Origin of the sequence: Pseudoalteromonas sp. 20-92 (assembly GCF_030847595.1) — a bacterium.
Taxonomy (GTDB): Bacteria; Pseudomonadota; Gammaproteobacteria; order Enterobacterales; family Alteromonadaceae; genus Pseudoalteromonas; species Pseudoalteromonas fuliginea.
Genome location: NZ_JANJGQ010000005.1, coordinates 194,008 through 212,184, shown reverse-complemented (window position 1 = coordinate 212,184; position 18,177 = coordinate 194,008). Strand labels below are relative to the sequence as shown.

Annotated in this window: 15 protein-coding genes; 10 read left to right on the top strand and 5 right to left on the bottom strand. The window is 38.7% G+C overall.

The window, feature by feature from the left end; all coding sequences use genetic code 11:
* Positions 1-46: 46 nt before the first annotated feature.
* The 3 genes from NRL14_RS07460 to NRL14_RS07450 are packed head-to-tail and all read right to left on the bottom strand — an operon-like array spanning position 47 to position 3,677.
* On the bottom strand, positions 47-997 hold the full coding sequence (locus NRL14_RS07460; RefSeq protein ID WP_306724352.1) for an endonuclease/exonuclease/phosphatase family protein: 951 nt from the start codon (positions 995-997) through the stop codon (positions 47-49).
* 35 nt (positions 998-1,032) lie between these two features.
* Positions 1,033-1,485, bottom strand: a complete 453-nt coding sequence (locus NRL14_RS07455) for a hypothetical protein (protein WP_306724351.1) — start codon at positions 1,483-1,485, stop codon at positions 1,033-1,035.
* Positions 1,485-3,677 carry an LruC domain-containing protein gene (locus tag NRL14_RS07450; protein WP_306724350.1) on the bottom strand — a complete coding sequence of 731 codons (2,193 nt, stop codon included), beginning with the start codon at positions 3,675-3,677 and terminating at the stop codon, positions 1,485-1,487. The genes NRL14_RS07455 and NRL14_RS07450 overlap by 1 nt, the downstream gene beginning before the upstream one ends.
* 429 nt (positions 3,678-4,106) lie before the next feature.
* Here NRL14_RS07450 and NRL14_RS07445 point away from each other — a divergent pair, with 429 nt between their 5' ends.
* Together NRL14_RS07445 and NRL14_RS07440 are read left to right on the top strand one after the other, a co-directional pair.
* Entirely contained in the window at positions 4,107-5,597 is a 1,491-nt protein-coding gene (locus tag NRL14_RS07445; protein WP_306724349.1) for a SulP family inorganic anion transporter, read from the top strand.
* A 10-nt stretch (positions 5,598-5,607) separates the two neighbouring features.
* Positions 5,608-6,459 carry a universal stress protein gene (locus tag NRL14_RS07440; protein ID WP_306724348.1) on the top strand — a complete coding sequence of 284 codons (852 nt, stop codon included), beginning with the start codon at positions 5,608-5,610 and terminating at the stop codon, positions 6,457-6,459.
* A 59-nt stretch (positions 6,460-6,518) separates the two neighbouring features.
* On the opposite strand, the gene NRL14_RS07435 is transcribed toward NRL14_RS07440, so the two are convergent.
* The gene (locus NRL14_RS07435; protein WP_306724347.1) at positions 6,519-7,424 is read right to left on the bottom strand and encodes a LysR family transcriptional regulator; all 906 of its coding nucleotides are present in this window, start codon (positions 7,422-7,424) and stop codon (positions 6,519-6,521) included.
* 117 nt (positions 7,425-7,541) lie between these two features.
* Here NRL14_RS07435 and NRL14_RS07430 point away from each other — a divergent pair, with 117 nt between their 5' ends.
* The 4 genes from NRL14_RS07430 (at position 7,542) to NRL14_RS07415 (ending at position 10,133) form a co-directional block, all read left to right on the top strand.
* Complete coding sequence (locus tag NRL14_RS07430) at positions 7,542-8,165, top strand: glutathione S-transferase (protein ID WP_306724346.1); 624 nt, start codon at positions 7,542-7,544, stop codon at positions 8,163-8,165.
* A gap of 222 nt (positions 8,166-8,387) precedes the next feature.
* A complete protein-coding gene (locus tag NRL14_RS07425; protein ID WP_306724345.1) occupies positions 8,388-9,422 on the top strand; it encodes a TOPRIM nucleotidyl transferase/hydrolase domain-containing protein in 1,035 nt (344 codons plus the stop codon).
* Between the two features lie 133 nt (positions 9,423-9,555).
* A complete protein-coding gene (locus NRL14_RS07420) occupies positions 9,556-9,726 on the top strand; it encodes a hypothetical protein (RefSeq protein ID WP_007375222.1) in 171 nt (56 codons plus the stop codon).
* The gene (locus NRL14_RS07415) at positions 9,726-10,133 is read left to right on the top strand and encodes a type II toxin-antitoxin system death-on-curing family toxin (protein ID WP_008135481.1); all 408 of its coding nucleotides are present in this window, start codon (positions 9,726-9,728) and stop codon (positions 10,131-10,133) included. The genes NRL14_RS07420 and NRL14_RS07415 overlap by 1 nt, the downstream gene beginning before the upstream one ends.
* A gap of 106 nt (positions 10,134-10,239) precedes the next feature.
* Here the strand turns inward: NRL14_RS07415 and NRL14_RS07410 are convergent, their stop codons facing one another.
* Positions 10,240-12,369, bottom strand: coding sequence for a pyridoxamine 5'-phosphate oxidase family protein (locus tag NRL14_RS07410; RefSeq protein ID WP_306724344.1), 2,130 nt, complete (start codon positions 12,367-12,369; stop codon positions 10,240-10,242).
* Positions 12,370-12,763: 394 nt separating this feature from the next.
* On the opposite strand from NRL14_RS07410, the gene nirB reads away from it, so the two are divergent.
* The 4 genes from nirB (at position 12,764) to NRL14_RS07390 (ending at position 18,087) form a co-directional block, all read left to right on the top strand.
* A complete protein-coding gene (nirB, locus tag NRL14_RS07405) occupies positions 12,764-15,337 on the top strand; it encodes a nitrite reductase large subunit NirB (protein WP_306724343.1) in 2,574 nt (857 codons plus the stop codon).
* Positions 15,324-15,677, top strand: a complete 354-nt coding sequence (gene nirD, locus NRL14_RS07400) for a nitrite reductase small subunit NirD (protein ID WP_306724342.1) — start codon at positions 15,324-15,326, stop codon at positions 15,675-15,677. Before nirB ends, nirD begins: the two co-directional genes overlap by 14 nt.
* Positions 15,678-15,686: 9 nt before the next feature.
* Positions 15,687-16,550, top strand: coding sequence for a uroporphyrinogen-III C-methyltransferase (gene cobA / locus NRL14_RS07395; protein WP_306724341.1), 864 nt, complete (start codon positions 15,687-15,689; stop codon positions 16,548-16,550).
* Between the two features lie 274 nt (positions 16,551-16,824).
* Complete coding sequence (locus NRL14_RS07390) at positions 16,825-18,087, top strand: nitrate- and nitrite sensing domain-containing protein (protein WP_306724340.1); 1,263 nt, start codon at positions 16,825-16,827, stop codon at positions 18,085-18,087.
* The last annotated feature ends 90 nt before the right edge of the window (positions 18,088-18,177 follow it).

The following is an 18,177-nucleotide window of genomic DNA, read 5'->3' as shown; positions in this document are numbered from 1 at the left end:
CAAACCGACTTTTAAAGGCTCAGCATAAAATCCTGAGCCTTTAAGGTTAATCAATGATTAAATCATAACTAAGCATTCTATGATCACTGCCTTTAAAGTCACTCACTGTTAATCTTTGCAAATTAATGCCTTCACTCATTATACAATGATCTATGGCTAAGCCTGTAAAAATAGATCGCCCACGTTCAAAAGGCATAAAGCTCACATACCGCTCACTTTCTCCGTAACACGTTTTACTATCATCCCAATTAAAGTATTGAGACCAAGGGACAATATTTAAGTCACCAGCGATTACCCAAACGCCCTTTTCATTATGTGCTGCCGTGTTTAGTGCTGCTAATAACGTATTTCTATTTTGCCAATGTTGTCTTGACCGTGGGGAAGGAGGATGAGCTACAAAAACCGTGACAATGCGATCTATAAATAAAAACTTCAATTTAATGTAACCTAATCTATCAGCATCCAGTTTAACTTGATGCTTATACACCATAGGTATTCGTGATAAAACAACTATGCCATAGGGAATTCCTTCTATCTCTTCATAGCCAAACATATCAGTTGTACTTAAAAATTGGTTCAGTAAATTACGATTTTTGTCGCTGAATTCTTGTAAAATCAACACATCCCATTTTTTTTGCAACAACGTTGCTAAATGAGTTTCTATATATTTATTACTATAGTTTAAGTTTATTTGCTTAACAGATAATACCGGCCCACTGTAGGATGTTGAGCTAGATAGATTAAATAACACAGGGGTAACCCCTACAATACACACAAGTAGTAATGTGGCTCCTAATTTAAATAGTTTGAGGATAATTAATAGCAGCGCACACACTAACGCAGCTGACAATAATTGTAAGCGCAGAGACACAAACACATCTGCATAAAAATGCCCTAAAGGATTATACGCAAGTGCAATAAATAACAATGCGGCTAACAAAAGAATAATCCGCAAAAAAAATCGTTGCGGATTATTAATACCTAAGGCTCTAAACATAAATTTTTGACCCCGCGAGTGAAAACTTTCAAAGGTTATCGCATTATAAATAACTGTTGTTGTTCGCCTGAATTATATTTCCATGAATATGAAAGTGGCTGAGTAGAGCTATCGTAAAACCAAATTTCGGCTATTAACTCAATATCTTCGCGACTCAACGTAAGCTGTTTTTCAAGCATACTATTGGCCAATGGCCCTCTATAAACGCAGTTATTATAATCTGCCCGCTGTGCTGATATTTTCTTTTGGCATACATTTAAATACGCTCTAACATCTCCCAGTCCAAGATCAACATCAAGATTAAGTGAGTATTTAGTGGAAAGGTTAAATTGTTCATCAATTTGTAAAGCTGCTATTCCTGCAGGTTCATTTGAACTTTCCAAAGGTGGAGATACCGCTGCCTCAGGAGCTTTTGATTCTTCTGAACCCGAGCCGCCACATGCAATTAAACCTAGTGATAACATTGAAATTATAATAGCGTTATTCATTATTGATCCCCTTTTACAACATTATTAATACTGTAATCATTAAACCATTTTGTTTTTTGCGCACCCGATGACTCTGCAAATTCGGCAAAGCTGCCATAGGCATCAGTTATATCAACACCCTCAAGTGGATGAAGCCATTGCATACCAACTTCCATTGCCCAAGGTAAGCCACTTTCACTAAGGAAATACAAACCTTTACTCGGATCGCTCACATCATCAGAGCCAACATAGTTATAAAATGAGGAGTCAAACGCTTCAGTCGGCGTTTGATTTTTGATATGCACTTCCCAGCTTCTGGATTCTTTTCCTACCAAAAAGTCTCCATGATAAAAACCATCTGTTGCAAAAATAAAGGGGTCAAGAAGCGTACCTGGAGAGGCTGTAATTGCTTTTGGTAATTTTAATGGAATGGTCATGCTAAATGTGACTTTAACGTTATCATCACAGTTATTTTCTGTTCTAAAGTATTCACAACCGGACTGTTTAGAAACATACTCCCACGTATCTTGCATAAAAATTAGAATAGCTTCATCGCGGTTTTCTTCTAAATAACGGCCATTTTGCAATTGCCCATCAATAACCAAAGAAATAGCACTCTCATCAACTTCATTTCTTAAAATTGAGAGTGGATTACCATTTACCGTTTCCTTTAGCCTCACAGCAAAGCCATTATGATAGGTCGCACCAATACCTATAAGTTGACCATCTATTTTGTAGCCAACTACACTGCTCCCTTCTATTAACTGAGTCGTTCTGTAATTTAGTACGACATCATTAAAATCGTAATCACCTGCAAACGGCCATTTATCTTCGTAAGCAAGCGTTACCCAATCACTCTCACCTGGATACACAGCACTGGCAAATGTAGTTACTTCGTAATCTTCAACTTCGCCGCCAAGTACTCCCCCTGTTGCGGTGATAAGCGAGGCTTCGGTACCATCAGTTACTCTAAATCGAGCCCATGTTTGGCCTGATTTTGTATTACTAGGAACACTGACCAGAATACTGTTATCACCCTCATTAAGCTGAAGTTTGGTGACCGTTCGTTCATCTTCACTAAATGCTCCGTTTTGATCCCAATCAAACCATGCATATAAAAAGCTAGTCGCTGATGCCCTAACTATGATTTGGCTATCTTGACCTGCAGATATTGCAGTTACAAAACTAACCCCATCATCCGATCCATCAATCGGAAAATTAACTAAATCAGCTTCTGTATTTATATTTTCGCCATCAACAGAATCTCCTAGATAAATTAACTCACTGCCAGTGCTATTAGGATCGAACAGATGCCTAGCGCCACTTTTTTCAAGACTAGTGTTATAAGGTGCTGGTGCATCACCAAAATCAATTGAGCTATCGGTGACTTTAACTTCAGCTATGGCACAACGTGCCCCATCGTTTTGGCTTGATTTAGGGCCTGATGTAAATACGTTAGCAACCGGCGTATAGTCAACAACTGGGCTAATGCTTAAATCAACCTTATGAATTTTACCGCTTTTGTTATTACTGAAATAAAATTGCCCATTAATATCAAAGTATGCAGCTCCAAAAGCCCCAGTATCATCACCAATGTCTACTTGAGTAATAAATCGAGCGGTATTAGCTGCTATGTCTATTTCATGCAAGTCACCATTAGATTCTACAGCGTATAATAAATTACTCTTTGGGTGAAAAGCGAAATCAAATATACCTAGCTTCCATGTATCTGAATCAGGTAGAAGTGTGGCCGTAATAGAGGCATCTAAATCACCATCTAGGTTGATAGAATAAAGACCAAAATTTGGAGTATAAACATAATATGAAGCGCTCTGAGTTCCTTCATCTTCAATGACTTGAATATCACCAACGTAAAAATTTGTTGCAGGAAGACCCACAACATCTAAGCGTTTCATTTCAAAATCATCACCGATTTGCACAACACTACTTGGTAATTGCTTACTAAACCCGTATAAATATTGATCTTTATAATTAAAGCCTATTGCGTTAACACTTTCATTATTAGCCTCATTTGCAAATGTCAGCTCTGTCGTTAAAACGGTAGGTTTAGCAGACACTAAATCTATTCCATACAGTTGTGCTTTTGAGTTTTGCATTAAAAAAGCCTGACTTGGACATTCATCAAATGGCTGACTTAAAACAGCACACGGAACTAGTGATAAAAGTGCTGTGGATAATTGGGTTAATTTCATAATTAGTTGCCCTTATTTATTAAGTAAATAAATCAGTGCAGACTTCATTCCAAAATTTAGTACATTGAATTCTTTATAAAAAAATAAAATAGAGCGATTTCTATGCATGTTGCAACTCTATTAATTTGCATTATGCGAATTAATACCGTGTTTATAAAATAGATATGACGGAAAAAGTTCTAAGCATAAGAGGTGTTAAAATCATTAGTATCGCAAATAATCCAGCTAGCTTATGAATTCTATAAATACCAAGATCTTAACTTTTCATCTAACCATAGGTGCTTTTTAAAATTAAAATGCCCTTAGGTAATCTATCTTCCTTGTTTGTCAGCGCTTTATCTGTAAGCTTTATTAGGTGTGCGAGAATCACTGTTATTTAAATAAAATATTCCCTTATACTTTGGGAAACTAACTCATTAGGTTATTTACATGTTTGATCACGTAAAAAGAGATTGGCTCTCTAATGTTCGTGGCGATGTGCTTGCTGGTATTGTTGTGGCGCTTGCCCTAATACCTGAAGCGATTGCCTTTTCTATTATTGCCGGTGTTGATCCAAAAGTAGGTTTATACGCCTCATTTTGTATCGCCGTTATTATTGCCTTTGTAGGCGGACGTCCTGGCATGATATCGGCGGCCACCGGTGCAATGGCACTGTTAATGGTGACGCTAGTTAAAGATCATGGTTTGGAATACTTACTGGTTGCTACCTTACTCACTGGTGTACTACAAATATTTGCAGGCTTTTTAAAGCTCGGTGAATTAATGCGGTTTGTATCGCGCTCTGTTGTAACAGGGTTTGTAAACGCGCTGGCGATTTTAATATTTATGGCGCAGTTACCTGAGCTGACTAATGTTACTTGGCATGTCTATGCGATGACCACAGCGGGCTTAGGTATTATTTACTTATTCCCATATATTCCAACTATTGGAAAAATACTTCCCTCTCCTTTAGTGTGTATTGTTGTTATTACACTGGTTTCAATATTTTTGAGTCTTGATATAAGAACCGTTGGCGACATGGGCGAACTGCCAGACACTCTACCTATATTCTTATGGCCCGATGTACCGCTAACACTCGAAACACTGCAAATTGTTTTACCGTATTCAATTGGTCTTGCTGTTGTCGGCTTACTTGAGTCAATGATGACCGCCACTATTGTTGATGACTTAACTGATACAACGAGCGATCGTAATAAAGAATGTAAAGGCCAAGGTATTGCTAATATTGGCGCAGGCTTATTTGGTGGTATGGCGGGTTGCGCTATGATTGGGCAATCAATTATTAACGTTAAATCGGGGGGGCGCGGCAGGCTTTCTACCTTTATTGCAGGCTCTTTTTTAATCATCATGGTGGTGTTTTTAGATGAGTGGCTGCGTTTAATTCCTATGGCTGCCCTAGTTGCCGTAATGATTATGGTATCGATTGGTACGTTTTCGTGGACCTCTGTTAAGGATTTAAAAAAGAACCCGCTTTCATCAAACATAGTGATGATTTCCACCGTTATTGTAGTGGTTGCCACGCATAACCTAGCCATTGGCGTTTTAGTTGGTGTGTTGTTAGCTACGTTGTTTTTTGCCAATAAAATTGGTCGCTTTATGGTGGTTAAAACCAAGCATGATGAAAGCAACGATAAAATAACCTATGAAGTCGTTGGCCAAGTATTTTTTGCCTCAGCTGAGCAATTTATTGCATCGTTCGATTTTAAAAATGCAGTTTCTAACGTCGTAATTGATTTAACCCATGCACATTTTTGGGATATAACTGGTGTATCGTCACTCGACAAGGTGGTTATTAAATTTAGACGTGAAGGCGCAACGGTTAATATTATTGGTATGAATAGCGCAACCGAAACTGTAATTGATAAATTTGGTGTGCATAACAACCCTGAAGAAGTCGAAAAACTACTTGGCGGACATTAAGGAGAATGCAATGACTAAAATAATTACCTATGTAGATGGCTCAGCCATTACTAAAAATGTAACCGACGCTGCTATTTGGGCTTCAAAAAAGCTAAATAAACCAATTAGCTTTGTACATACAATTGAAAAAACGCAGCGAACAAATGTTGGTGACTACTCTGGTAGTATTGGGCTTGGTGCACAGTCAACACTTCTTGATGAAATGACTAAGCTTGATGAACAACGCTGCAAAGTAAATTTAAAAATGGCTGACGAATTATTAAACTCAGTAAGTGAGCATGCTAAATCGGCAGGTATTACTAATTTTGAATTAATGAAGCGCCACGGTGATTTGCTCGATACCGTTATAGACTTAAAAGACGACACACGCCTTATTGTTATTGGCCAAAATGGTGCTGGACATAGTAATAGCTTTGCGGTGCTGGGCTCACATATAGAAACCTTAGTGCGTAATGCAACACAACCTATTTTGCTTATTCCAGAAACATTTAAACAACCTAAATCATTTATGATTGCGTACGACGGCCGCGAAACAGCCGACAAAGCGCTACAACAAGTGATTGATGGCGGCTTGTTACATGGTTTGCATTGCCATTTAGTGAGTATTAAAAACAACGAAAAAGACCTTGAAGAAAAATTTGTTAATGCACAGCACAAGCTTATCAGTATGGACTTTGAAGTGTCGGCAAGCTTTTTAGAGGGCAATATTTTTGACTCGTTAATGCAATATAAAGAGCAAAATAATGTAGAACTAATTGTAATGGGTGCATTTGGGCACTCTAAACTAAGGCAGTTTTTTGTGGGCAGTAACACCATTAAAATGCTCGAAAACAGCGATGTGCCTGTGGTTATTTTAAAATAAGTAGCTATTTTAAATAAGTTTAAAATCAATCTTAAAAGCCTAAAATCACTTAACTGATTTTAGGTTTTTGTTTTTGGCTTAGCTTCAAACTTTTCAAATAAAAACTGAATAAACGACGTGACCTTTTGAGCCACAAACTTTCTATGCGGATAAATAGCAAATAAGCCAAACTCAAAGGTTTTATAGCCTTGCATAACCTGCACAAGCTTGCCCGATGCAATATCGTCTCTCACCACTATTTCAGGGATTAAGCCAATACCGCCACCCGCTACAACCACCTCTTTTACTGCTTGCGGGTTATTAACCGAAACACGCGAGTTTACGTTTGCCGTTAATGCCTCACCAGTAGGTGAAACAAGTGGCCAATGGCGACCTATTTTAAAGTTGCTATCAATCACCGTAGCGTGCTGCTCAAGCTCTTCAACACTCGCTGGTGCGCCAAAACGCTGAATGTATTCGGCTGATGCACATAAAATTAAAGGGTAACTGGTAATTTGCCGTGCAATTAAATTAGAGTCAGACACACTGCCAATTCTTATTGCTAAATCAACCCCCTCTTCTAGCAAATCAATTGTTTTGTCTGAAAGCACTAAATCAATACTTAAATCAGGATAACGGCTCAGTAATTCAGGCATTAACGGCGCAAGGTTTGATTCACCAAACGACACCGGCGCACTCACCCGAAGTTTGCCGCTGGCAAGTGCTGTTTGACCCGATAAGTTATCGAGCATTTCGCTGTAGCTTTCAATTACAGGCACTACGCTTGTGTAATAACTTTGCCCCGCTTCGGTAATTGAAATTCTGCGCGTGGAGCGGTTAAATAATCTAACCCCTAAGTCTTCCTCTACAATGCCCACATATTTACTTACCAGTGCCTTTGAAAGCCCTAGCCTGTCGCCTGCGGCTGTAAAAGAGCCTGTTTCAACAACCGCGATGATTGTTTTAATGCCAATAATAGTATCCATGATTGTCAATATAGCATTGACATTTATTCCTTACTAGCTCGGTTTTTCAAAACCCATAATGATGAAAGAATAGCGTTATTAAAAATCACTATTCAAATTAAAAAAACAGGACAACCCATGAGCAATCTAACGCTATACCGTTTTACTTTATCTGGTCATTCACATCGTGCAGAGCTATTTACATCGCTTTTAAAGCTTAATGTAAATATGGTTGATGTTGCATTGCAAAACGGCGCACAAAAGCACGCTGACTTTTTAAATATGAATATTTTTGGACAAGTACCCGTACTTAAACATAACGATGACGTAATTAACGATTCAAACGCTATTTTAATGTACTTAGCACAAAAGTTTGATGCTAACAGAACTTGGTATCCAGAAGATATTACTGTTCAAGCGCAAATTCAGCGCTGGTTGAGTGTTGCAGCGGGGCTTGTGGCGTCAGGTCCGTGTTCGGCGCGTTTAGTTACTGTATTTGGCGCAAAGCTTGATCATCAAAACGCGATAAACATTGCCCACACATTATTTAAAACAATGGATGCACACTTACAAAACCGTGAATACTTAGTAGGCACTCAGCCTACTATTGCCGACATTGCCAACTTTTCATACATAGCACACGCACCAGAGGGCGGTGTATCACTTGAACAATACCCAAATATTTTAAGATGGCTAAACAACGTTCGTAAACTTGACGGCTTTATAGCAATGCCTGAAACAAAAGCAGGTTTACTCGCTTAGTTTTAAGTTTTTAATACTGTTTTAAAAGAGGCTATTGAGCCTCTTTTTTTGTGCTTGTTTAAGTGATATTTGAGATTCAGTGATAATATTTATAATTGGTAATAGGTTACGGGATTTGCTATTAATACATATTCACAATATAGGGACATTGTCATGTGAAAATTAGAGAAATGTCCTTTGATAAACGGTTAGATATTCAGTTCAATCATCAAAGAGCTATTTATGAATCACGTAGAAGAATATAAAAAGTGGAACCATGTTCCCAATGATGCTGAACCAAAATGGTTTAGAAATAGAGGCTTCTCTTTTGAGGCTATATTGAAAGAGTGCTTACTAGAACAGGGGTTAGAGCCACGCTCTGGTTACAAAACCGAGGGAGAGCAAATTGATGGTTCTTTTTTCTTAGATGGTAGTATTTTTCTACTTGAAGCTAAATGGCATAAAGATCCTCTTCCTGCATCATCAATTTATCAGTTTAAGGGAAAAGTTGACGGAAAGCTTTTTGGGACATTAGGTATATTTATATCCATGTCAGGCTATTCTAAAGATGCTGTAGATGCGCTGACGTTAGGGAAGTCCTTAAATATAATTCTATTTGGTAAAGAAGATATAGATGCAGCTATTTTAGGAACGAGAGGTTTCAGAAACATTCTAAAAGAAAAGTTACGAATAGCGGCAGAAAAAGGAATTGTTTATCATTCAAGCGAAGTGGAATTAGTTTCGAAAGATGGTCACACCACTATCGATTCTTTTACTTATGACAACACGTCTTCAAACATAGTAAAACAAGATTTAAATTTTGATTTAACATCAGATTTAGTTGTTATTTGTGAAGGTAATTCAGATCGAGAATTGATATCAATACTTATAACAAGGATACTCAATCAATATGCTCTTTCAAAAAAAGTAAATATCATTGTTGCAATGGGTAAAATGATTATCCCCAGAGTTGCAAACGCAAGCTCCAATATCATGACTAAAGCACCTGTTTTAATTATAACTGACTCTGATAATGAACATGACAGAACTTTAGATATGCTTAACCGAGGTGTCGAATTAGATAGCTGGCAATATTCAATTCCGGACCCTTCAATTGAAACGTGGATTGGAGTAGATCGAAAAGAGTTTATGCGTAGCTATAAAGGTGATGAAAGAAAGGTTATGCTGCATAAACTCGCTAATAATATAAATCTAGACGAATTGGCTTCTAAAGATAATTCATTCAGATCTTTCTATGAATGGGTTAAAAATGCCTAACAGGATATGAGCAATTACAAAATGTCGTTTTATAGTTAATTTCAGCTGTTAGAGTTATTCTACAACCTTGCCATGTTTTCTTTCATAATATAGATGTATACTCAACTTAATACGTTATCAAAAGGTGATTGTGATGAATAAGAAAGTAGAAGCTTACGGCGTTTCAGCAGTTGCTAGACCTAAGATTAAAGCAACTAAAATTTTAGATTTATCTGGGGAATCAGGTAAGCAAATTGTAAAATCTGAAGCTAAACTAGCTATAAGAACGCACAGAAAAACATTTACTAAATTGGCTCATATGTAATGGAAATAATTTGCTTTCCATTTGAAAGGGTTATTGAAATTAATGCTTTTATTTTAGAAAGTGAACCCGGTATGAAAGGTGCTGTCGACATTCCTAAATTACAGGGTGCTTTAGGGCGAATAGATAATGCAATTATCTACGATGGATTGGATGATGTATTTGAAATAGCAGCTAAATATACAGCAAGTATAGCTATAGCTCATGCATTGCCTGACGCAAATAAACGAACAGGGCTAGTTGTTGGTCTAGAGTACTTGTCATTAAATGAATACGAATTAACTAGCGATAACGATTTAATAGCTGATGCTGTAAAAGATTTAGTTATCGGTGAAATTAGTGAAAATGATTTTGCTGATGTATTGTATGCACAGTATTTTCAAGAAAACCCTACCAATAAAAATACATAATCGGATAGCTAAATAGTCATTAACTAAAACAGTATTAATTCCATTTTGGGCTTCGCAAATTTTTACACCTCAAGTGCAATTTTATCCCATAGCTCTATATTAATAACTACAGCTCTAAATCAAGCTCCTCGATGCCTTTAGCAGGTACGGCGCAGCAAATTAGCGCTTGCCCTGCCTCTACTGGGTAACTTACGTTATTACGATATACCACAGCGCCTGCGTTTATTTTTACGGCGCAACTGCCGCAGCTGCCGTTTCGACAGCCAAACTCAGGTTCTAAACCATGGGATTCGGCTACATTAAGTATAGTGTTGTCGCCTTTGTTCCAGCGCTGTTCAAAGCCCGATTTACTGAATTTAATTACGGTGTTGTCAGCTTCCTCAGTGCTAATTTCTTTGCTTTTATTAGGCGCTTCGTTTGTGTTAAGTACTTTGCGCTTAATACTGGAGGGTCCAAATGCTTCAGCAAATATGTTTTTATCTTGCACACCGAGCAATAACAGTTCGTTATATACGTGCTGCATAAACGCATCAGGTCCGCATAAAAAGAACTCGTAATCATCAAGTGGTAAATAGTATCTAAACACATCCGCATTTATGCGCCCTTTTAAATGAAAGCTCTCATCTTTTAAATTAGAGCCACCGCCTTGTTTTTCATCAAGCTCAGGCTGCGATAAAAGTGAGTAGTAATCAATTGCCCCGCCACTCGTATCTGCAAGCGTTTTTAGCTCGTTATAAAACGCACGCTGTTGGGTATTTTTAGCACTATGGAAAATATGCAAAGGGCGTGTATAGCGGGTTCTTAACCCTTCATTGGCAATGTATTTAGCCATTGAGATCATAGGTGTAATACCTATTCCACCACCAATGAGTACCGCAGGTTTAGTATTGGTTGAGTCAATAAAAAATTGCCCTTGTGGGTATTTAGCTAAAATAACGCTCCCGAGTTTTACATTATTATGAAAGTAGTTAGAAACCTCGCCATTTAGCTCTTTTTTAATCGATAACCGATAAAATAGTTCATGAGGGCTTGATGAAACGGTGTAGGTTCTAATAACGACTTTGCTATTACTGTTATTACCACTACTTTTACTTTGTATTTGTACGGTTAAATGCTGCCCAGCTTTAAATGGTAACAAGGTTGTATTGTTATGCCCTTCTAAATAAAAGGAGATAATTACATTACTTTCTTTAATTATTTTAGTTACTTTTAAAGGCTGCCAAGTATGTTTTAGTTTTTCGGCTTGTTTGTTTTTATCAGCCTCAAGCCACGTGCCCGTCATTTTAGTGTTAGGGGAATAAGCATCAAATTTAGCACTAAACGGGAGTAAGTTTTTAAGCCACATTCCTTTAGTGAGGGTAAATTTCCAGCCTCGGTCTGCGCCAATAAAGCCCTCTAACTCTGGATGCCCGTCCCATAAAATTTCAACGCTGCCGGTAAGCATTAATACATTACCCGTGTCAAAATCAGGAAATAACAAACCTGCTTTTGGGTTTAATAAAAAGTTACCCAAGGTATTAAAAAAATTGTTACCTGCGTAATCAGGAATCGTTAATGTATTGCCTTCTCGCTTTACAAAGCCCGGCAACCCACCACGGTGAGAAACATCAACCCCTTCAATTTTTGGATTGTTTTTTGCAGTTATAAAGCTTGAAACAAAAAATGTATCGGTGGTGTCAATTAACGCAACTGCTGCGTTATCAAGTGTATTAAATTCAACTTTTTGTACTGCACTACTTTTAACTAAAGGATCTCTATTAAACGTTAAGTCGCGCGTTTGAATATACTGCGGGCAATTTCCAAAGGATTGATCAACATTAAAACTCACTTTATTATCACTAATTACCTCACCTACGCGCACATTTAAACGATTACGCCTACGCGTGCTTAGCTCAATGCCTAATAAACCAATTGGCGAGCCGGCAATATTTAACGTGCCATGTAAGGGGTCGTTTTTATCAACCGCGTGGGTCATTAATAACGACCTAGGTGTGGGGGCGCTTAAAAAGCCTGACTGTCCTGAAACAATAGATACCCACACATCGGCGTTTTCATCAACACTGCCTGCAACCACGAACGGTAACTGCTCAAAAAATGCTTGATGCTGCTCTGGCATAAATGAGCGCACGGCACGTTTGCCAAATGTTGCCATTATTTCTCGTTTACCGAGTTTGTCTTGTATTGCCAGCTCGCCTTCGTGAAACGGTGAAGCATCTATTGAGTTTGTGTTTATCATTTTGCTCGTAATTCGTGTGCGTATTTTATGGGTTAAATTTAACGCAATACACACTCAATGATAATGAGTGTTTTATTGACTGATAATGCACAAAACAATGACAATACTTGCACCCTCTTAGTGCTAGGCGCGCACCAAAATATAACAAAACGGGTTTTATCCTCACTCTAAAAATACATTAAATACTATTTAAACAATAACTTAAAAAACTGGCTGTATTTTTGCAAACATTCTATTAACAAGCCCGTTTTACTTACGGCAAAAATTTAGGTTGTGAGCACAATAGCTATTAGCAACCACCGGCAAAGAAGCCCGCACACAGTTATGCATAATGCGTATTTGTGGCGGGCTTTTTTGTTAATTGTATTTAAACCGTCACTTTAAGGAATGCCCTATGCAAACCTCGCAAAAAATACTCATTATTGGTAATGGTATGGTCGGACACCACTTTGTTGAGCAAATGCGCCAAAGCGATGCCAACGCAGACATTACTGTACTTTGCGGAGAAGCAAATCTTGCATACGATCGCGTGTACTTATCAAGTGTATTTGATGGCAAAACAGCTGCCGATTTAGCACTTACCACTCACGACAACTACAAACAGCTTAATATTAATGTGCATACCAGCCAGTGGGTTGAAGGCATTGATAGAACAGCAAAAATAGTGACCACATTAACCGGTGAGCAATACCCATACGACAAACTGATACTCGCGACAGGTTCATTTCCGTTTGTGCCGCCTATAAAAGGGAACGACCAACCCCATTGTTTGGTGTATCGCACATTAGAAGATTTAGAACAAATAAAAGCCAGTGCCGCTGTAAGCAAAAGCGGTGTTGTTATTGGTGGTGGTTTGCTGGGGCTTGAAGCCGCAAACGCAATTAAGCAACTAGGGCTTGATACCCACGTAGTTGAATTTGCGCCGCAACTTATGGCTGTTCAACTTGATGGACAAGGCGGTACGCTACTAAAAAATAAAATAGAAAAACTCGGCGTAACGGTACACACATCAAAAGCGACCAGCGAAATAGTAAAAGGCGAAACCAGTCGCTTTAGATTAAATTTTTCGGATGAGTCATTTTTAGAAACAGATCTGATTTTGTTCTCTGCCGGTATTCGCCCGTATGATCAGCTAGGTAAAATTGCTGATTTAGAACTGGGTGAGCGCGGCGGTATTATTATTAATAACCAATGCCAAACGTCAGATCCTGATATTTTAGCCATTGGTGAATGTGCCCTGTGGGACAAAAAACTATTTGGCTTAGTAGCACCGGGTTACAACATGGCGCGCGTTGCAGCGAGTCAATTAAGTGGCGGCGAGCTTGAGTTTTTAGGTGCTGATATGAGCACAAAACTTAAGTTACTAGGCGTAGAAGTAGGCTCAATTGGAGACGCTCATGCAAAAACGCCAGACTGTAAAGAACTTATATACCAAGACGCTATTCGCGGCTGCTATAAAAAAATTATACTAAGTGAAAAAGGCGATAAATTACTGGGCGCTGTACTAGTTGGCGATACCAGCGATTACGATACTTTATTGCAGTACATGCTTAACGACATGGACTTACCAGAAAACCCTGAGTGTTTAATTTTACCAGACAGCGGCGGCGCGCCGTCGTTATCGGGCAGTGCCCTACCCGATACCGCCACTATTTGTTCGTGTCACAATGTGAGTAAAGGCGACATTGTAGGTGCAATTGATGGCGGCTCATGCAATTTAGCCTCTGTAAAATCATGTACTAAAGCAGCAAGTGGCTGTGGTGGTTGTGCAGCGTTATTAAAATCTGTTGTTGATAACGAATTAGCAAGTCGCGGTGTTGAAGTAAACAACCATGTATGTGAGCACTTTGCATATTCACGCCAAGAACTACTGCACATGGTAAAAGTTGAAAGCATTAAAAGCTTTGATGACTTACTAACTAAACACGGCAACGGTCATGGCTGTGAAATATGTAAACCTGCCATTGGCTCTATTTTAGCCTCAACATGGAACGACTTTATTTTAGAACCCGCTCATGTTGGCTTACAAGACACTAACGATACGTACCTAGCGAACATGCAAAAAGATGGTTCGTACTCTGTAGTACCGCGTATTGCTGGCGGCGAAATTACCCCCGACAAACTCATTATAATAGGACAAGTAGCAAAAGACTTTAACCTGTACTGCAAAGTCACTGGTGGTCAGCGTATTGATTTATTTGGTGCGCGCTTAGAAGAGCTTCCTGTTATTTGGGAGCGACTTATAGAAGCCGGATTTGAGACAGGTCATGCTTATGGTAAGTCTCTTAGAACCGTTAAATCGTGTGTGGGTAGTACGTGGTGTCGTTATGGTGTGCAAGACAGCGTTGGACACGCAATAGAAATAGAAAACCGCTACAAAGGGTTACGTGCGCCGCATAAATTTAAAATGGCGGTATCGGGTTGTACCCGCGAATGCGCCGAAGCACAAAGTAAAGATATTGGCATTATAGCTACCGAAAACGGCTGGAACTTATACGTGTGTGGTAATGGCGGTATGCGCCCTCGCCACGCCGATTTATTTGCAACCGATTTAGACACGCCAACACTGATTAAATACATTGACCGCGTAATTATGTTTTACATTAAAACAGCTGACAAATTACAGCGTACGTCGGTATGGATGGAAAATCTTGAAGGCGGTTTAGACTACCTTAAAAGCGTAGTCATTGACGACAGCTTAGGCATTTGCGACGAGCTAGAAGCGCAAATGGAGTTAATTACACAAACCTATGCGTGTGAGTGGAAAAAAGCGATTGAAAGCCCAGATGCAGCCAAACGATTCCGCCAGTTTGTTAATAGCCCCGAAACCGACGACAACATATTATTTGTGCAAGAGCGTAACCAAATTCGCCCAGCTACAGAAGCCGAAAAACGTGAGCAACGTAATACACAAAACCGTATTCCAGTAATGGAAGTTGAAGAGGAGCAAGCTGATGTCTTGGCATAATATTGGAACAATCGACAACCTAGTGGCTAATAGCGGTGTATGCGCATTAGTTAATAATCAGCAAGTGGCTATTTTTTACATTCCACAAAATCCAACGGCTGTGTTTGCCATTAGCAACTACGACCCGATTGGCAAAGCCAATGTATTATCGCGTGGCATTATTGGCTCAATCGACAATAAATTAGTTGTTGCATCGCCTTTATATAAGCAACACTTTTGCCTAGAAACAGGCGAATGTTTAGAAGCACAAGCAATACACTTACCGGTTTTTAGTGCAAAAATTGAAGACGGCAGTGTATTTATAAGCTCTGTACCAAAAGTTACAACAGCTGTGGCTTAGGGGAATAGTATGAGTGTATTGTCTTATTTTTCGGGTATTGAAAACGTGTGGCTAAATAAGCTTGTTACTAAGTTAACAAGCTCAAATGATCGCAGCGTCAAAAGCGGCAACGTTTATATAATTGGTGCGGGCCCAGGAGACGCAGAGCTAATTACTGTAAAAGCGCAGCGTTTAATTAATACCGCCGATGTTGTTTTATATGATTGGTTAGTAAGCGATGATTTATTAAAAACGCTTCCTAAAAAAGCACAGCGAGTATTTGTAGGTAAACGTGCGGGTAAGCATTCGATGACCCAAGCTAACATTTGCGAACTACTGGTTAAATACGCGCAACAAGGCTTAAATGTAGTGCGTTTAAAAGGCGGCGATCCGAGTATATTTGCACGTATTAACGAAGAAGCCGATGCGCTTAGTAAGCATAATATTAATTTTGCTATTGTTCCGGGTGTCACAACGGCTTGTGCTACTTCCGCTTATACGGGTATTCCGCTCACTGCACGCGATGTAGCACGCAGTGTTACGTTTTTAACGGCGCAGTTTGCCGATCCTAACAAGCAACCTCATTGGCAAAATTACGCGTTTATGCCTGGAAACAACAACCCCACTTTAGTGGTTTATATGGGGCTTTCGCGCTTACAAACGCTAAGTAATGGTTTGCAATCAGTGGGCTGGCCAAGCAATACACCCATTGCACTAATAGAGAACGCTACTACCACTAAGCAAAAGGTAATTACTAGTACGCTTGAACTGATAGTAAATGAGCATGCTAAACACAACCTTCAAGGCCCTACCCTTATTATGATTGGTGAAGTAATAAATCATAAAATGGCAATTAGTCCTGAGTTATTAAACAGTATAAATGTTAACGCATGATACAAAATGAATAATGCACTTTTCGCGCTTACTATCTCCCCAGGAGTAAGCGCTTTTTTTGTTTTTAATTTGGGTTCAAGTTGTGTGCAATAACATGTTTAAATGCACCAAATAAGTTAAAAGTAATGGTAAGTTAAATTATAGAAACACAGTGACAAACAAAAATAACACTTTAAGTAATTGTATTAGCTTGATTTTAAATTCAATGATGAAATTTCTTAATGATTGGAACAATGGTTGCACTTTAAAAACAAAAAAGTGTGGAATAATACCAATGGCGACAAGCAATCCTCTCACAAAACAGTTTTTATTAGCGGCTAAATATCAAGAAATACACGCGCTAAAGCAATTACAAAACAGTTGTGCCTCGCTTACTAAATTAGGCGATTTTGTACATCAGTTACAAAAAGAGCGCGCGATGAGTAATATATTTTTAGCCTCAAATCGTGAACGTTTTAAAACCCAGTTACAAGAGCAAATTCCTTTAAGCAACAGCGCACAAACTGCATTTTATGATTCTCTTAAACAAACATTTATAAAAGACAACGCCGATACTGGTCATACTCGGTTATTTAATTTAATTACCTATAGCCTGCAAACACTTGAGGCATTGCCCGTACTACGCAACCAAATAGCACACCAAAACATTAGTGCAGTGCATGCTACGCAGTCGTTCACGCAGTTAATTGCTAGTTTACTCAATATTATTTTAGAAGCCGCAGACGGCGCAAGCGATCCTAAAATAACCCGCCTATTAGTTGCATTTTTTAACTTTATGCAAGGCAAAGAATACGCAGGACAAGAGCGAGCATGTGGTGCACAAGCATTTGCAGCGAGTAAATTTACCACTGAGCAAAAACAACAACTCGCGCATTTTGTACAAGAACAAAACCACAGTTTTGACTTTTTTAATGAGTACGCCGATGCGCACCTTTTAAAATGCTTTGCCACGTTAACAACACATCAGGTTAATAATCAGGTAGAGCAACTTAGAAGTTTACTGCAAAAACTCGATGACGAGAACGCCCAACCGCTCTCACAACTGAGTGAAGTATGGTACGAAGTAACCACCACGCGCATAGATATAATGCACAAAATTGAACAAAATATAGCAGATCAATTAATTGATACCGCAGCAATGCAAATAGCCTGTGCTCAACGCAGTTTAAATACCAATAAGCAGGTACTTAACAATATGGCAGAGCAACACATAGCCCCGACTTTTGGGCAATTAGCCATTAAGCAACCAGAGCCAGAAGTAAGCCAAAATATAGCGGCCGATAAGCTCAATAGTAATAAAAGTATGTATGATTTAATTATCGAGCAAAGCCAGCATATTAAACAAATAAACCAAGCGTTACTTGACGCTAAAAAAGTTATTAGTGAGCAAAAGGTCATTCACCAAGCCAAGTACATACTTATTGAGCAATTAAAACTCACTGAAGAACAAGCCCATAAACAACTTCAAAAGCAAGCGATGAATTCACATAAAACGTTATACAGCGTAGCGCAAACAATTGTGGAACTGAGTGATTGAAAAACGTCTCTGATACCAATCCGCAATAAATAATTAAGCGAATTTGTATAGGAGCATAATAGATTAAAGAAACTTCGTATAATTTATACT

Excerpts from the sequence above, each read along its gene's own strand:
- NRL14_RS07460 (WP_306724352.1), bottom strand. The coding sequence starts at position 997 with ATGTTTAGAGCCTTAGGTATTAATAATCCGCAACGATTTTTTTTGCGG.
- cobA (WP_306724341.1), top strand. The coding sequence starts at position 15,687 with ATGAGTGTATTGTCTTATTTTTCGGGTATTGAAAACGTGTGGCTAAAT.
- NRL14_RS07440 (WP_306724348.1), top strand. The coding sequence starts at position 5,608 with ATGACTAAAATAATTACCTATGTAGATGGCTCAGCCATTACTAAAAAT.
- NRL14_RS07410 (WP_306724344.1), bottom strand. The coding sequence starts at position 12,369 with ATGATAAACACAAACTCAATAGATGCTTCACCGTTTCACGAAGGCGAG.
- NRL14_RS07420 (WP_007375222.1), top strand. The coding sequence starts at position 9,556 with ATGAATAAGAAAGTAGAAGCTTACGGCGTTTCAGCAGTTGCTAGACCT.
- NRL14_RS07435 (WP_306724347.1), bottom strand. The coding sequence starts at position 7,424 with ATGGATACTATTATTGGCATTAAAACAATCATCGCGGTTGTTGAAACA.
- NRL14_RS07455 (WP_306724351.1), bottom strand. The coding sequence starts at position 1,485 with ATGAATAACGCTATTATAATTTCAATGTTATCACTAGGTTTAATTGCA.
- nirB (WP_306724343.1), top strand. The coding sequence starts at position 12,764 with ATGCAAACCTCGCAAAAAATACTCATTATTGGTAATGGTATGGTCGGA.
- NRL14_RS07445 (WP_306724349.1), top strand. The coding sequence starts at position 4,107 with ATGTTTGATCACGTAAAAAGAGATTGGCTCTCTAATGTTCGTGGCGAT.
- nirD (WP_306724342.1), top strand. The coding sequence starts at position 15,324 with ATGTCTTGGCATAATATTGGAACAATCGACAACCTAGTGGCTAATAGC.
- NRL14_RS07450 (WP_306724350.1), bottom strand. The coding sequence starts at position 3,677 with ATGAAATTAACCCAATTATCCACAGCACTTTTATCACTAGTTCCGTGT.
- NRL14_RS07415 (WP_008135481.1), top strand. The coding sequence starts at position 9,726 with ATGGAAATAATTTGCTTTCCATTTGAAAGGGTTATTGAAATTAATGCT.
- NRL14_RS07390 (WP_306724340.1), top strand. The coding sequence starts at position 16,825 with ATGGCGACAAGCAATCCTCTCACAAAACAGTTTTTATTAGCGGCTAAA.
- NRL14_RS07425 (WP_306724345.1), top strand. The coding sequence starts at position 8,388 with ATGAATCACGTAGAAGAATATAAAAAGTGGAACCATGTTCCCAATGAT.
- NRL14_RS07430 (WP_306724346.1), top strand. The coding sequence starts at position 7,542 with ATGAGCAATCTAACGCTATACCGTTTTACTTTATCTGGTCATTCACAT.